The sequence below is a fragment of the Crassaminicella profunda genome, from assembly GCF_019884785.1.
Classification (GTDB): Bacteria; Bacillota; Clostridia; order Peptostreptococcales; family Thermotaleaceae; genus Crassaminicella; species Crassaminicella profunda.
Map to the genome: position 1 here is coordinate 3,118,753 of NZ_CP082326.1, position 15,508 is coordinate 3,134,260.

General features: G+C 32.1%; 13 protein-coding genes and 1 riboswitch. Of the genes, 5 read left to right on the forward strand and 8 right to left on the reverse strand.

The genetic code is table 11. The annotated features are described in order from the left end of the window. The first annotated feature begins 147 nt into the window (after positions 1 to 147). Positions 148 to 1,515: an MATE family efflux transporter gene (locus K7H06_RS14490; protein ID WP_223036749.1), complete on the forward strand. Its 1,368-nt coding sequence runs from the start codon at positions 148 to 150 to the stop codon at positions 1,513 to 1,515. Between the two features lie 99 nt (positions 1,516 to 1,614). Further along, a riboswitch (cobalamin riboswitch) is annotated at positions 1,615 to 1,788 on the forward strand. Between the two features lie 200 nt (positions 1,789 to 1,988). After that, a complete protein-coding gene (gene cobT / locus K7H06_RS14495; protein ID WP_223036750.1) occupies positions 1,989 to 3,014 on the forward strand; it encodes a nicotinate-nucleotide--dimethylbenzimidazole phosphoribosyltransferase in 1,026 nt (341 codons plus the stop codon). Between the two features lie 67 nt (positions 3,015 to 3,081). Here the strand turns inward: cobT and K7H06_RS14500 are convergent, their stop codons facing one another. The 3 genes from K7H06_RS14500 to K7H06_RS14510 all read right to left on the reverse strand — a co-directional run bounded on the left by K7H06_RS14500 (position 3,082) and on the right by K7H06_RS14510 (position 7,389). Further along, the gene (locus tag K7H06_RS14500) at positions 3,082 to 4,827 is read right to left on the reverse strand and encodes a CAP and S-layer homology domain-containing protein (RefSeq protein ID WP_223036751.1); all 1,746 of its coding nucleotides are present in this window, start codon (positions 4,825 to 4,827) and stop codon (positions 3,082 to 3,084) included. 145 nt (positions 4,828 to 4,972) lie between these two features. Continuing rightward, the gene (gene gdhA / locus K7H06_RS14505) at positions 4,973 to 6,337 is read right to left on the reverse strand and encodes an NADP-specific glutamate dehydrogenase (protein WP_223036752.1); all 1,365 of its coding nucleotides are present in this window, start codon (positions 6,335 to 6,337) and stop codon (positions 4,973 to 4,975) included. A 239-nt stretch (positions 6,338 to 6,576) separates the two neighbouring features. After that, positions 6,577 to 7,389, reverse strand: coding sequence for an Asp23/Gls24 family envelope stress response protein (locus K7H06_RS14510; RefSeq protein ID WP_223036753.1), 813 nt, complete (start codon positions 7,387 to 7,389; stop codon positions 6,577 to 6,579). 171 nt (positions 7,390 to 7,560) lie between these two features. Between K7H06_RS14510 and K7H06_RS14515 the strand changes: the two genes are divergently transcribed. After that, positions 7,561 to 7,731 (forward strand): DUF362 domain-containing protein, encoded by a 171-nt coding sequence (locus K7H06_RS14515; RefSeq protein WP_223036754.1) that lies wholly within the window; start codon positions 7,561 to 7,563, stop codon positions 7,729 to 7,731. Positions 7,732 to 7,782: 51 nt separating this feature from the next. Here K7H06_RS14515 and K7H06_RS14520 read toward each other — a convergent pair whose 3' ends face one another. From K7H06_RS14520 to K7H06_RS14540, 5 genes are all read right to left on the reverse strand, one after another. Beyond that, complete coding sequence (locus K7H06_RS14520; RefSeq protein WP_223036755.1) at positions 7,783 to 8,247, reverse strand: MarR family winged helix-turn-helix transcriptional regulator; 465 nt, start codon at positions 8,245 to 8,247, stop codon at positions 7,783 to 7,785. A gap of 132 nt (positions 8,248 to 8,379) precedes the next feature. Then, positions 8,380 to 9,606 (reverse strand): electron transfer flavoprotein subunit alpha, encoded by a 1,227-nt coding sequence (locus K7H06_RS14525; RefSeq protein ID WP_223036756.1) that lies wholly within the window; start codon positions 9,604 to 9,606, stop codon positions 8,380 to 8,382. 18 nt (positions 9,607 to 9,624) lie between these two features. Beyond that, a complete protein-coding gene (gene etfB, locus K7H06_RS14530) occupies positions 9,625 to 10,410 on the reverse strand; it encodes an electron transfer flavoprotein subunit beta (protein WP_223036757.1) in 786 nt (261 codons plus the stop codon). A gap of 70 nt (positions 10,411 to 10,480) precedes the next feature. Continuing rightward, positions 10,481 to 11,620: an acyl-CoA dehydrogenase gene (locus K7H06_RS14535; RefSeq protein WP_223036758.1), complete on the reverse strand. Its 1,140-nt coding sequence runs from the start codon at positions 11,618 to 11,620 to the stop codon at positions 10,481 to 10,483. Positions 11,621 to 12,081: 461 nt separating this feature from the next. Next, the gene (locus K7H06_RS14540; protein ID WP_223036759.1) at positions 12,082 to 12,732 is read right to left on the reverse strand and encodes a redox-sensing transcriptional repressor Rex; all 651 of its coding nucleotides are present in this window, start codon (positions 12,730 to 12,732) and stop codon (positions 12,082 to 12,084) included. A gap of 196 nt (positions 12,733 to 12,928) precedes the next feature. Here K7H06_RS14540 and K7H06_RS14545 point away from each other — a divergent pair, with 196 nt between their 5' ends. Then, positions 12,929 to 14,842: an ABC transporter ATP-binding protein gene (locus K7H06_RS14545; protein WP_223036760.1), complete on the forward strand. Its 1,914-nt coding sequence runs from the start codon at positions 12,929 to 12,931 to the stop codon at positions 14,840 to 14,842. A 174-nt stretch (positions 14,843 to 15,016) separates the two neighbouring features. Beyond that, on the forward strand, positions 15,017 to 15,247 hold the full coding sequence (acpP, locus tag K7H06_RS14550) for an acyl carrier protein (RefSeq protein ID WP_223036761.1): 231 nt from the start codon (positions 15,017 to 15,019) through the stop codon (positions 15,245 to 15,247). Positions 15,248 to 15,508: the final 261 nt, after the last annotated feature.

The window sequence follows — 15,508 nt, forward strand, 5'->3', positions numbered from 1 at the left end:
TTTATCTTTTTTATCCCATATTTCTATTTTACCCAAATTTTTACCATTCACTTTTTTATTCATGAAATATTAATTTTCCCTTATTGACAAGGAAAATTTTGTCTTATACCATAGTAACTAGCCGATCTATACGAAGGAGGAATTTTCTTGGAGCAGTCTATAAAAAACAATCGTCTTGGCACAGAACCTATTGTCCCTTTATTATTTAAATTAGCCATACCTTCCATATTATCTATGTTCATTCAAGCTCTTTATAATGTAGTAGATAGTATATTTGTAGCAAAGTTAAGTGAAGATGCTCTTGCAGCTCTATCCCTTGCATTCCCTATTCAAATGATCTTAATTGCTATCGGAGTAGGGACAGGAATAGGAACTAGTTCTTTAATCTCTAGACTCCTTGGAGCAGGAAATGAAAAAAGAGCTTCCATTGCAGCAGAGCACGTATTGGTCATTGCTGTATTTTATGGATTATTGGTAGGCCTTTTAGGAATATTCTTTTCAAAATACTTCATCAGTTGGTTTACAAGTGATCCTATCCTTATAGATTATGGATCTAGATACATAAAAATCATTTTAATGGGCTCCCTTTTTGTTTTTATATCTATACTTTGCAATAATATTTTAAGAGGAGAAGGAAATACATTCATTCCTATGATTACCATGTTGATCGGTTCTATTTTAAATATTATTTTAGACCCCCTTATGATTTTTGGGTACGGCTTCTTCCCAAAGCTTGGTATAGAAGGAGCAGCAATTGCTACAGTTTTGTCAAGGGTTATTAGTGGTTCATTTATTTTATTCATGTTATTTAAAGGCAATCATCAAATTCGGTTGAACTTAAAAGATTTCTCTTTTGACCCCTCTATCATAAAAGGAATCTATCAAGTAGGATTTCCTTCTATGACAATGCAGTTTTTATCCTCTTTTATGATTGGAGGATTAAATGCTATTTTAGGAAGCTATGGAGGTACCGCCATTGCTGCATTAGGTATTTATTTTAAACTACAAACCTTTGTATTTATGCCCGTTTTTGGATTAAACCAAGGATATATGCCTATTATGGGATATAATTATGGACACAATAATCCTGACCGAATGAAAAAAACAATGAAGGTATCTTTCATCATTGCATTTATTTTCACTACTCTAGGATTTTTTATGCTTCAATTATTTCCTAGGGAATTAATCAAAATGTTTCATGGCAGTCCAAAGCTTTTAGAAATCGGAACAGACACCCTTAAAACAATCAGTATTTCTTTTCCTATTGTAGGACCTGCAATCATTGGTTCTACTACATTTCAAGCTATAGGAAAGGGCCTACCTAGCTTAATATTATCCTTCTTAAGACAAATTATTTTACTTTTACCCTTATCCCTTCTTTTAGTAAAAATAGATGGGCTCAATCTTATATGGTATGCATTTCCTATCTCTGAATGCATCGCTTTCATATTGATGGTATTTTGGCTTAAGAAAACTTTAAAGGACGTGTTTTCTACAATGAAAGAAAATATGTAATTTATAAAGATATGAAAAATTAAATTCAAAACAAATCTAAGGAATTTATTTTTGATACTTTTTATTGAAAAAAATTACAAATTGTTCTATAATAAAATCAAATTGAATTTCGCAATAGGTGCCCCATTGGGGAGAATAGGGAATGAAGTGTAATTCTTCAGCGGTCCCACCACTGTAAAGAGGAGCTTATCACAAAATGCCACTGAACCCATCGGGAAGGCGTGTTAAGTGTTGAATCTGAGCCAGGAGACCTGCCTAGTGCAGTTTATTTACATGGATAATGGTAAAGTTCGTGATTTATTTGTTATACAAATAAATCATGAACTTTTTTATTTTATAATTATAGGTATTGTATCAAATATTTGTAAAAATCACTTTTACTACATCAACCTTACTTGTAACAATCATGTTATATATAGCAAATATTTATTTTAACAAATGAAAATATAACACTATAAAGGAGAGGAAAACATATGCAATTACTCAATGAAACACTCAAAAAAATAAGTACTCTTGATCAAGATTCTATGCAAAAAGCAAGGCTCCATATAGATAGTTTATTTAAACCATTAGGAAGTTTAGGAAGGCTAGAAGAGTTAGCTATTCAACTAGCTGGTATTACAAAAAATCCTTTTCCATCTGTAAATGATAAATCAATCATTGTTATGTCAGCCGATCATGGTGTCTATGAAGAAGGGGTGGCACCAGACCCTCAAATCATAACAGCTTTGCAAACTCCTAATTTTACAAAAGGATTAACAGGAGTATGTGCTCTAGCAAAGCAAGCCCGTGCTGATGTAGTTGTTGTAGATATAGGCATAGCAAAAGATCTTAAAGAACCGAAGGTAATCAATAGAAAGATTCGATACGGTACAAGTAATATGGCAAAGGGTCCTGCCATGACAAGAGAAGAAGCAATAAAAAGTTTAGAAATCGGTATAGACATGGTAAATAATCAAATTAAAAATGGTAAAAATTTAATCGGAACAGGTGAAATGGGCATAGCCAATACCACTCCTAGTACTGCCATCTTTTCAGTAATAGGAAATCTTGACCCTGAAGAAATTGTAGGAGTAGGTGCAGGACTTCCTACAGAAAAATTAAAACACAAAGCAGCTGTTATCAGAAAAGCAATTCAAGTAAATCAACCGAATCCTAAAGATGGCATCGATATCCTATCCAAGGTAGGAGGCTTTGAAATAGGAGGAATGGCAGGAACTATGCTAGGAGCAGCAGCTAAAAGGACTCCAGTAGTGGTTGATGGATTTATCTCTACAGCAGCAGCCCTACTTGCTATCACCATCGAACCAAAGGTAAAAGATTTTCTTATCCCCTCTCATCATACTGCTGAAAGAGGAGGAAAAGTGGCTATGGAGCTTCTTGGACTTGAGCCTTTGTTTGATATAGGACTCAGACTTGGTGAAGGTACAGGAGCTGCCCTTGCCTTTAACTTTATTGAAGCTGCTACCTTTATGGTGAAAGAGATGGGTGTACGATAAAAAAATAGATAAAAAAAAGCAGATCCTTCACAAATGAATGATCTGCTTTTTAAACTTCCTGAAAAATTTATTGGATTTTTTCTAATAATTTTTTAGCCAAAACTGCACCTTCCGCCCGAGTTGTCAAATTCTTCGGTGCAAATTTACCTGTATCATATCCTTTTATAATCCCTAGCTCATAAGCTAATTTTACATCCTTTAATGCCCAAGGACTTATATCATCCTTATCTGAAAAGGATAATGTAGGGGATTGATTTATTTTGTGCTTGTTTCCTTTTTTTTCATAAGCCTTCATAACAATAACAGCAATTTCTTCTCTTTTAATGGTACGATTTGGATCAAAAGTTCCATCTCCCATGCCTTTTATAATTCCTGCTCTGTATGCTGCTTCAATATATGTTGCTTTATTTGTATCCTTTTTCACATCTTTAAAAATTCCTTCATAGGGCTTTGTATTAATTCCTAATACATTTACAACAAATTCAGTAAATTCCGCTCTAGTAATTTTGTCATCTGGTTTATAAAGATTATTTACTTTTGCTGATAAAATGCCTTTTTCACTTAAATCTAATATATATTTTTGTGCCCAATGGTCCTCCACATCTGCATAGATATATTTTTTCATCCATTCATTTTTATTCTTTTCTTCTTTTACTGTTCTAAAACTCCATGTCTTAACGATCTCTTTCGTTTTTTTATCTTGAAATATTATTTTCCCTTTCACAGATACAGTATACTTTTCGTCTCTTTCTAAGGGCTTAGATGGAATAATGAGTATACTATCATGAAGTTTATCATCCTTTTGTGGTGTATTCAGATATTTTTCTACACTCCTACCTTTACTATTTTTCAATGTGACTTTTTCTATAGTGAATTTTTCAATATTTTTTTTACTAAAATAAGATAAAGATATAGGATATCCTACATTTCCTGTTTGGTCATAAAATCTAAGTGGATTAGGGATTTCATTACCATCCCACGAAGTAGAAACATCCATTTGATTTTCTATAGGATACACAACGATCTTATCTTCTAAAACTTTTTTCCCTCCAAAATCAAAGGTATAATATTTATCTTTCACACCATACCCTAAGTCTAAAAGATATGGATTGATCCAAGCTAGTCGATGATAAGGTGCATCCATCAAGCTATCAATTGCATTCTTATAATCTTTTGATCCTGAACTTACATTTTCAGATACAAAGCTTCCTCTATATCCGAAAACACCTGCACGATTGTATGCTTGTATTCCAGTAAAGCCCTTATCATTTGCAAACTCATCATGAGTAAATTTTTTATTGAGTGCCATATAATTAGCATGAGCCATGGCTGCTGCATTTAAAGAATCATTCAATTTAAATTCAGAAATTCCTAGTAGCTTTCTATATCTGTTTGAATAATTTAATGCTTTCTTTTGTTCTTCAGAAGGGTTTGGCAACTCTTCTACTGCATTTTCACCAACACTAAACTTCCAACTTTCTTTTATCACTTTCTGTCCCTCTAAGACTATATTTAAATCTACTTTATATTGTCCCGCTTTGAGAGCTTTTTCAGGCTTATAAAAAACCATCTGCTGTTTTTCATCATATATAGCAGGAACCAATTTTCCATTTAATTTCATTTCTATTTCTTTTACTGTATTCGCGTTCAAAATAAGTTGTACACCAATATTAGGTCTTGATACTTGGACAGTAATATCCTTAGGTTGTGGAGGAAAATACCCCTCTACATTTTCTGCATAGCTAATTGTATATATTCCACTTATTAAAAGTATTAGGCTCATCAAAAGAATATACTGGTATTTATTTTTCACAATGCATCCCTCCTCATATCTATTCTAATATATCTTTCAATGAATTATCCTAATTGTCTTCAAAATGTAATATTCCTTTAATAAATGTAACAATATTGTCCCACTAAAAAAAAGAATCGCATGAGCGATTCTTTTTCTTTATCTTTTAATAATTTCCTTGTGCATACATTGCATCAGCAACTTTAACAAATCCTGCAATATTTGCACCAGCAACTAAGTTATATCCAAATCCATAAGTTTCAGCAGCTTTCATAGCATTGTCATGAATACTTACCATGATTTGATGAAGCTTTTGATCTACTTCTTCTGCTGTCCAAGAATATCTCATACTGTTTTGAGCCATTTCAAGAGCAGATGTAGCAACTCCACCAGCATTTGCAGCTTTAGCAGGTCCTACGACTACTTCATTGTCTAATAAATATTTAAGTGCATCATTTGTAGTAGGCATATTCGCACCTTCACAAACAAACTTAATACCATTTGCAACGATTTGTTTAGCATGCTCTAGGTGAATATCATTTTGAGTAGCACATGGAATTACGATATCAACCTTAACACCCCATGGTTTTTCTCCTGGGAAAAATTCAACACCAAATTTATCAGCATAATCTTGTACTTTATCTCTACCAGAAGCACGCATTTCTACTAAATAATTAAATTTCTCTTCTGTTGAAACACCTTCTGGGTCATAAATGTATCCATCTGGTCCTGATAATGTAACTACTTTGCCACCTAATTCAGTGACTTTTCTAGCAGTTCCCCAAGTAACATTACCAAATCCTGATAATGCTACAGTTTTTCCTTCAAAACTTGTTCCTTCATGTTTTAACATTTCTTGACAGAAATATGTAATACCAAAGCCTGTAGCTTCTGGTCTAATTAAACTTCCACCATAAGATAAACCTTTTCCTGTTAGCACGCCGTTTTCAAATGCGCCTCTAATTCTTCTATAATGACCATAAAGGTATCCAATTTCTCTTGCTCCAACACCAATATCTCCTGCTGGAACGTCCACATCTGGTCCAATATGTCTATATAACTCTGTCATGAAGCTTTGGCAGAATCTCATAATTTCCATGTCAGATTTTCCTCTAGGGTCAAAGTCCGAACCACCTTTACCTCCTCCAATTGGAAGACCTGTTAGTGAGTTCTTTAATATTTGCTCAAATCCTAAGAATTTAATAATTCCAAGATAAACAGATGGATGAAAACGTAATCCTCCCTTATAAGGTCCGATTGCTCCGTTAAATTGAACTCTAAATCCACGATTTACTTGTAATTCTCCTTCATCATCAACCCATGGTACTCTAAATAATATTTGTCTTTCAGGTTCAACGAATCTTTCTAAAAGATTTGCTTTTACATACTCTGGATGTTTTTCTATTACTGGTTTTAAGGTAGGTAATACTTCTTCAACAGTTTGTAAAAACTCAGGTTGATCTGCATCAGTTTTTTTCACTTTCTCAATTACTTTTTCAATATACTCCTGTACATTTAATTGATTTGGCATTTTGAGACCCCCTCATTCTTTTAAAAATACTAGAATTTCTGCTTTTTTACCTTCATCATGTCAACACGATTATAACACAATGATTTTTTATTGTAAATATTCGCAATTATTTAGCATTTATTCTAAATTTAGAAAAAAAATATAATATATTGAAGAAAGAATAATCAGTACACTCAAAATTGCATCTAGTATTGCATATGATATCTTGTATACAATATATTTTGCATAAATATTACCTGTTAACTAACAATTATCTTTTTCACAAATATATTTACTGCTACAATATGCATGGCGGTCATACGCTCTACCTCTTCTACTATTTTCTTTTGAACCTCTCTACTTATCTCGTGTATAGGCTTTCCATATATAACCACAACCTCCATATAAATACTGGCTCCATTTTGATTATTTCGAACATCTATTCTAGAAACCTTATAGATTCCCTCAACTTGCCTTACTGCATAATTAACCAAATCATTGATTACTTTATCAGAAATCGTATATTTTCCCATATAGCTAAAAGTGGGTCTTACAACGGATTTTTCAGATATTTGCACAGTATCATCTTTTTTCCTTCTTAATATCTTTAACGGATCTATAAAATATCCTGAAAAATCTTTTTTTATTTCAAAGGTAGGGACAGGAATAACATGCTTCCCATATTCATTTCTTTGTTTTTTTGCAATTTTTCTTTCTTCTTCTGAAGAAATTTCTTCAATATATACATATTCTTCAATAGGACAAATATTCAAATGCATTGCAATTCTTTCTACCATCTTTTTGGAAGTACCTAAAATCAATATTCCCCTTGGATTTTCCTCCTCAATAGCTCTCTTTACTTCTTCTCTATGATCCTCATGGGTAAAAAGGGCTGTTTTGACTGCTGTTACAGAAGTTTTCTGTCTTTTGGCAGATTTACCTGCAATAATTTTATTTCCTTGTATCAATAATCCATCATCAATGATATAAGCAATTTCTTTTTCATGTGCAAGACTCAAAGCTCTATAGCTTTTTCCCGTACCACTTTTTCCCACAAGGGCTAGCACTTTCATAAACATTCTCCTTTTCTCAATAAATATAGAATGATAATCATTATATATACGCACTTTTAGACAATTATTTTTATTTTTTTATTGTCTATATATTTATATTTTGCTACAATAATATCGTGTTAAAGATAAAGTAAACACCAAATAAAAATATATTTCAAGGAGGATTTTATTATGGCTTATGTAATTAAAGATGCTTGTATTAGTTGTGGAGCTTGTGAACCAGAATGTCCAGTAAGTGCAATTAGCGCTGGAGATGACAAATATGTAATCGATGCAGGAGCATGCATTGACTGTGGCGCTTGCGCTAACGTTTGTCCTGTAGACGCACCAGTTGCAGAATAATTTAAACAAATACATAAAATGATAATGTCCTTAACTACCATTAGGGCATTATTATTTTTTTGCATAATTTACCCCCTCATCAGTAGATAATGTGGTCTGATTAATTTTACTTAAAAACTTTAATATAGCTTTTTCTTCATTCAAGGTTACATCATTTAATACAAAATCTAATAAATTCTTTTGAATATCCAAGGTCTTTTCATACATAATTTTTCCTTCATCTGTTAATTTTAAGATATATACTCTCTTATCTTCTTCTGATCTCTCTTTGATAATATATCCACTTAATATTAATTTTTTCATAACAGAAGCAATTAATCCTCTATCAATTTCCAAATCCTTTACTAATTCGTATATTTTTTTATGCTTTTGCTGCCCGATTTTTCTCAAAACGTGTATATCTAATAAAGATAATTCTTCTTTTCCATTGATTTTAAAGCCCTTTCGATCATAAACTAAAACTTTGTGCATGAGCTTATCAATCATTCTATTAATTTCATGATAATAATTGGCCATCTTCATCACCTAGTCTTTCTAATCTTTTGTTATTATATCATTATTGAAAATCCATTTCAATTACTCCAATAAAAAACGGGTCAACTGTCATAAAGATCAGTCGCCCGTAAATTAAACTACTATAAAGAACTACTATTTAGCTGCTGCAACTTCTTTTAATGCTTCCATTAAGTCTTCAGCTCTATCTAAAGCATCTATTAAAGCAGGAACAACATCATATAAGTCTCCTACGATTCCAAAGTCAGCAACTTCGAAAATTGGTGCATGAGGGTTTTTGTTGATTGCAACAATGATATCAGAACTTTGCATACCAGCTAAATGCTGAATTGCTCCTGAAATACCACAAGCAACATAAAGCGTTGGCTTAACAGTTGTACCTGTTTGACCTACTTGGTGAGAATGATCGATCCATCCAGCATCAACACATGCACGAGATGATCCTACTACTCCACCTAGTTTGTCAGCTAATTGCTTCATAAGTTCGAAACCTTCTGGTTTTCCAAGTCCACGTCCACCAGATACGATTACATCAGCATCTGTTAAAGATACCATATCTTTTTTAGTTTTTACGATTTCTACAACTTCTGTTCTTACATCTTCTTTAGTTAATTGAACATTAACTTCGATGATTTCACCTGTTTTTGAATCATCTTTATGCGCTTTATCCATAACACCAGGTCTTACTGTAGACATTTGAGGTCTGTGGTTTGGACATACGATTGTAGCCATGATGTTTCCACCAAAAGCTGGACGAGTTTGTTTGATTTTTTTGTCTTCTGGATCTATTTCAAGCTTAGTACAGTCAGCAGTAAGTCCAGTATCTACTCTAGCAGCTAATCTTGGTGCTAAGTCTCTACCAATGTGAGTAGCTCCATATAGAACGATTTCTGGTTTGAATTCTTCGATTGCATCAGTAATTACTTTTGTATATCCATCAGTTGTGAAGTTTTCTAGTAATTCATCTTGTGCTACATATACTTTGTCAGCACCATATGCAATTAATTCTTTTGCTAAACCGTCAATGTTATTTCCAAGTACGATTGCACAAAGATCAGTTCCGATCTCATCTGCTAATTTTCTACCTTCTCCTAAAAGCTCAACTACAACAGGCATGATTTCACCTTGTCTTTGCTCAGCAAATACCCATACATTTTTATATGCAGATAAGTCTTTCTTAGGAGCATCTGCAACTTGCTTTTCGATAGCTTTGAAAGGACATGCCTCTACACAAGCTCCACAAGCAGTACATTTATCATTGATGACAGCTACACCATCAACCATATCAATAGCATCAAAAGGACATGCTTTTAAACATAGCTTACATCCTTTACATTTATCTTTATATACAACAACAGCCATTTTTCTCCCTCCAATTCATTAAATTATATGTTTTTGTTTTAAGTTCACAACTAATTTTTCTACTATTTCTTTAGTAGTTCCTTCAAGCATTACACCTTTTCCTTTTGGTTCTGGTGTAAATGAACGGAATACTTTTGTTGGAGAAGCATCTAATCCTACTTCATGCTTTTCAACATCTAAGTCAGCTAATGACCATACTGTAGTATCTTTTTTGCATGCATCATAGATACCTTCAACAGACATATATCTTGGTTTGTTTAATTCTTTGATTGCAGTTAAAAGTACAGGTTTTTTTACGTTGATTACTTCATAACCATCTTCTAATTGTCTTTGTACTTTGATAGAATCTCCTTCTACCTCAAAATCTTGTACATAAGTAATTTGAGCAAGTCCAAGTCTCTCTGCGATCTGTGGACCTACTTGAGCAGTATCTCCATCAATTGCTTGTCTTCCAGCAAAGATAATATCATACTCTCCTATTTTTCTAATTGCAGATGCTAACGTATTAGAAGTTGCCCAAGTATCAGCACCAGCAAAAGCTCTATCACTTACTAAAATTGAATCATCTGCTCCCATAGCTAAACATTCTTTTAGCATTTCGTCAGCTTGAGGTGGTCCCATTGTAAGAACTGTTACATGAACATCATCATATTTATCTTTTAATGCTAATGCTTCTTCTAAAGCATTTGCGTCATCTGGATTTAAGATACTTGGAACACCGTCACGAATAAGGGTTCCTTTTACAGGGTCTATTCTAACTTCGTTTGTATCAGGAACTTGCTTTACACAAACTATTACCTTCATCTTTCTTCCTCCTTTTATAAAATGCTTATATAAACGTTTCTTTTTATTTTATATAAACTAAGCTTTTAGATTATTTTAATAAATTTGCAGCGATTACCATCTTTTGTACTTCTGAAGTACCTTCATAGATTTCAGTAATCTTAGCATCTCTCATCATTCTTTCTACTGGATATTCTCTAGTATATCCATATCCACCATGTAATTGAACAGCTTTAGTTGTTACATACATAGCAGCTTCTGCTGCAAATAATTTTGCCATAGCAGCTTCTTTTCCATAAGATAATCCTTGAGATTTTCTCCATGCAGCATTGTATACTAAATGTCTAGCTGCTTGTACTCTAGTTTCCATATCAGCCATTTCAAATTGTAATGCTTGGAATTTAGCTAAAGGTCTACCAAATTGTTGTCTTTCTTTTGTATATTTAACAGTTTCATCTAATGCTCCTTGAGCAATACCTAATGCTTGAGAAGCAATACCAATTCTACCACCATCAAGAGTACTCATTGCAACTTTGAAACCTTTTCCTAAATCTCCCAATAGATTTTCTTTAGGAATTCTACAGTTTTCAAAGATAAGCTCAGTAGTAGCAGAACCTCTGATACCCATTTTGTCTTCTTTTTTACCAATACTGAATCCTTCATGTTCTTTTTCAACGATGAATGCACTGATTCCTCTAGTTCCTTTTGATTGATCAGTCATTGCCATAACAACATAAATCTCAGCAGCTCCACCATTTGTAATGAAGATTTTTGAACCATTAAGGATCCACTCATCACCATCAAGTACTGCAGTTGTTTGTTGTCCAGCTGCATCTGTTCCTGCGTTTGGCTCAGTTAAACCAAATGCACCAATTTTTTCTCCTTTTGCTAGTGGTACTAAATATTTTTGTTTTTGTTCTTCAGTACCATATTTCATAATTGGCCATGCACATAATGAACTGTGTGCTGAACAAATAACACCTGTTGTAGCACAAGCTCTTGAAAGCTCTTCTACAGTAATTGCATATGCAACTTCGTCAGCTCCTGCTCCACCATATTGCTTTGGAACAAAAGTACCTAACATTTTGTATCTAGCCATTTTTTCAACAGTTTCCCATGGAAATCTTTCTGTCTCATCTACTTCTGCTGCTAAAGGTTGTACTTCTGTTTCAGCGAAACTTCTAACCATCTTTCTAACCATTTCTTGTTCTTTGGTCAATTTGAATTGCACATTAATTCCCTCCTCTTTATATTTAAAAAATTGATATTTTTTTCACAGCACCTCTATTATATTAGCACAAACCATGCCAAAATTACAATATGATTTATATATTTTTTTTTTTGATTTATTTTCTTGCAATCTAATATGCTTTTCACTGCATAAACTGCTAAACACTTGTATTTTACTATATTTCATCGCAAATAGTCTTATTTTCAAAATATTTTTTACATAGATAATCTTTTGAATTTTTTTCAATATTTTGTTATTAACCTTATAACTGTCCTATATTTTGGTAAAGTTATAACAAAACAAAAGAAGCAGATGTACGATATTTCGTACACCTACTTCTTCAATTTTACTGGCTTTCTTCACTGAAATTGTTAATTTCATATCAAATTGTACGATTTTATACACACTTCACGTTTCTTTGTGCGGTTTTTCGTACATATTTGACATAATGTTTTTTTATTTTACATGTTTTCATCATCATCATTGTGTTTTAATAAGAAAGATAATGTATATAAACTTTCACTTAGATGTACATTTTCTAGCATGATATGTTCTGGAACATCTAAATCTGTAGGTGCAAAATTCCAGATTCCCTTTATATTACTTTTGATTAATAGATCAGCTACCCCTTGTGCATGCTCTTTGTTTGTACAGATAATTCCAATATGTATATTATTTTCTTTTATATACGCTTGTATATTATCTGCATCCATAATTTCAATATCTCTTATTTTTAAACCAATTAATCTAGGATTAACATCAAACATGGCCTTAGGGACAAATCCAGATTTTTCAAAATTCGTATAATTTGCTATTGCCTGACCCAAATTTCCTGCGCCTACAATAATGGTATTATACGTATTATCTAATCCTAATATTTTACCTATTTCCTCATAAAGGCCTGCCACATTATAGCCATATCCCTGCTGTCCAAAGCCTCCAAAATTGTTTAAATCTTGTCTTATTTGAGACGCAGTAAAGCCAATAATTTTACTTAATTCTCTAGAAGAAATTCTATTAATTCCTTTATCTAATAATTCTTCTAGATATCTTCTGTATTTAGGTAATCTTCTAATTACAGCCATTGATATTTTCACATTTTCTCTTTGCATTTCAATCTTCCTCTATTTTATTAATTGTTTTTTTTTAACAAATTATATCACTGCACTATCCATATGTCAATCTACACAAGAGAACATCCGTACTATTTATACCCTATTAAAAAGGTTTTTAAGCACCCTTTTCATTTTATCTTTCCCCTTTTTTTGATACAATATAATATAAATATACTTAGCAAGGAGGATCATAATGATCATTTTATCGTGTAATCGTATCTATAAATCTTTTGTAGTTGATCCCATATTAGAAAATATATCTTTTAGCATAAATGCTGGAGAAAAAATAGGTCTGGTAGGTGCAAATGGTGCTGGAAAATCTACCTTATTTAAAATCATAACAGGAGAACATCCCTTTGACAGGGGAGAACTTTATTTATCTAAGAATATTACTATTGGATATTTAGAACAAAGTGCTGTTTTATCCTCTTCTAATACAGTTTTTAATGAAGTCCTTCAAGTATTTGATGATTTAATTAAAATGGAAGAAACATTAAGATCATTAGAAAAAGAAATATCAAAGCAAAGTATGAACCCATCAAAAGACTTTGATAAACTAATGGAAACTTATGCCCATACCACTGAAGAATTTCAAAATAAAAATGGTTATGGCTATAGAAGTGAACTCCGAGGAGTCTTAAAAGGATTAGGCTTTTCAGAAGAAGAATTTGATCAACCTATTGTACAACTTAGCGGTGGCCAAAAAACACGAGTAAGTTTAGCAAAGCTTCTCCTTAGGAAACCTGATATTTTGCTACTGGATGAGCCTACAAATCATTTGGATATGGATGCTGTAGAATGGCTGGAATCCTTCTTAAAATCCTATCATGGGACAATCCTTCTTATATCCCATGACCGATACTTTTTAGACCAAGTTGTAGATAAAATTTACGAAATCGAAAATAAAAAACTTATCCAATATAATGGGAACTATTCTACTTATGTAGAAAAGAAAAAAGTACTATATGAGCAGCAGTTAAAAGAATATCTACAGCAGCAAAAGGAAATACAAAAGCAAGAAGAACTCATTCGAAAATTTAAACAGCATGGCACTGAAAAACTAGCAAAAAGAGCAAAAAGTAGAGAAAAAAGATTAGAGCATGTATCTCTTCTTGAAAAACCTATGCTCTTTAATGAAAGAACTAAAATTAGGTTCGAAACACAGCTAAAAAGTGGAGAAGATATTTTAACCATTGAAGATTTATCAAAAAGCTTTGGAGACACTAAGTTATTCGAAAATGTAGGATTTAATATTTATAGAGGTGAGCGTGTAGGTCTTATTGGTCCTAATGGTATTGGTAAATCTACTTTATTAAAAATTTTACTGAAAAAAATTCCTTATGATTCAGGAACTATCCATTTAGGACACAATGTTCATATCGGTTATTATGATCAAGAACAATCTGATTTGAATACTGCTAATACAATCATTGATGAAATATGGGAAGAAAAAATTCATTTTACCCAAACAGAAGTCCGAACGCTCCTTGGCTCTTTCTTATTTAGTGGTGAAGATGTATTTAAAACAATCTCTACCCTAAGCGGCGGAGAAAAAAGCCGTGTAGCACTACTTAAGCTTATGCTTTCAAAAGCAAATTTTTTACTCATAGATGAACCAACAAACCACTTAGATATTGCTTCAAAAGAAGCTTTAGAAGAAGCTCTAACCAATTATGATGGTACTTTGTTAGTCATTTCTCATGACCGCTATTTTTTAAATAAGGTTACAACAAAAATATTAGATCTTTCAAAGAACGGAGCTACTGAATATCTAGGAAACTATAAATATTATCAAGAAAAAAAGAAACAGTTAGAAGAATGCACCATCCCTACAACAGAAATTAAAAAGACAAAAACCCAATTAAAAGATGAAAGAAAAAGAGAAAAGGAAATACAAAAAGAGGAACGTAGGATCAAAAAAGAACAACAAAATTTAGAAGAAACTATTCTTTCTATTGAAGAAAACATAAAAAATCTTGAACAAGAAATGTGTAAAGAAGAAATTTATTCAGATCCTAAGAAAAGTAAAGAAATTCATGAAAAAACTACTAGTTTAAAAATAGAACTGGATAATCTTTACGAAAAATGGGAAGAATATTTGCAGTAATGTCAAAAATACTTATTCTTTTGCTTTTTTTATGATAAACTAAAAAAAAGACAAAAAAAGTATTGAAAAGTGTATTTGTTATAGTATTTTCTATTCATATGTGGTAAAATAATCACGTTAAAAAACCATTCTAATGGTTAAAAGAAATATTTCAATTAGGGAGGTCTCCATATTATGGTATTTGAAAAAATAAAAGAGATTATTATTGATCAACTAGGATTAGATGAGGATGTAGAAATTAAAATGGAATCTTCATTAATGGGAGATTTAGAAGCAGATTCATTAGATGCTGTTGAAATCATTATGGCTATCGAAGATGAGTTTGATGTTGAAGTTCCTGATGAAGATGCAGAAGGTTTCAAAAACATTGGCGATATCGTTAATTATGTACAAGAGAAAAAGTAGTTTGGATTATCCAAACTGCTTTTTTTATGTATTTTTTACGCATATTTCAGATGTTGATAACATAGATTATAGAGTATACATATACCCATTTATATTCACAACTTTTCAACACATTTCACTGAGTTATCCACATTTTTGTAAAAACGCCCACTCTTTAAAGAACTTTTAAGAAGTTTTCCACATTATCCACATCATTATCCACAAAATGTTCTGAATAATTCCATTAAAAACAATTTCTTTAAAATTAAATAAATAAAAATA